Raw genomic sequence first — 309 nt, forward strand, 5'->3', positions numbered from 1 at the left:
TTTTGAATATTATATGGCTCTTTATGCTGTAAATGATATAAGATCGACTATAATTACTCTTGTGATTGGGATAGCAGATATATTTGTGCTTTTGCCTGCTTTTGCGAATCCTGTTCAACCGATATATATGTACATAATAGTTCCACCAGTTGCTTTTTTAAATGTATGGGCAATATGGATTGTTATAAATCCTAGGAAACAGCAATTACAATACACTCTATTTCGTGGGGTATTTGGCATCGTATGTTCAGTAGGATTATTAGTTATAACCCAAAAGTTTGCATATGGAATGTTAGGATTACAAACTCC

At 33.0% G+C, this 309-nt stretch carries 1 pseudogene; it reads left to right on the top strand.

Annotated elements, in window-relative coordinates:
- Positions 1–309: pseudogene (locus tag HMPREF2590_RS29875) on the top strand (hypothetical protein); the annotation flags it as partial.

The organism is Bacillus sp. HMSC036E02 (assembly GCF_001836235.1).
In the GTDB taxonomy this organism is placed as follows: Bacteria; Bacillota; Bacilli; order Bacillales; family Bacillaceae_G; genus Bacillus_A; species Bacillus_A cereus.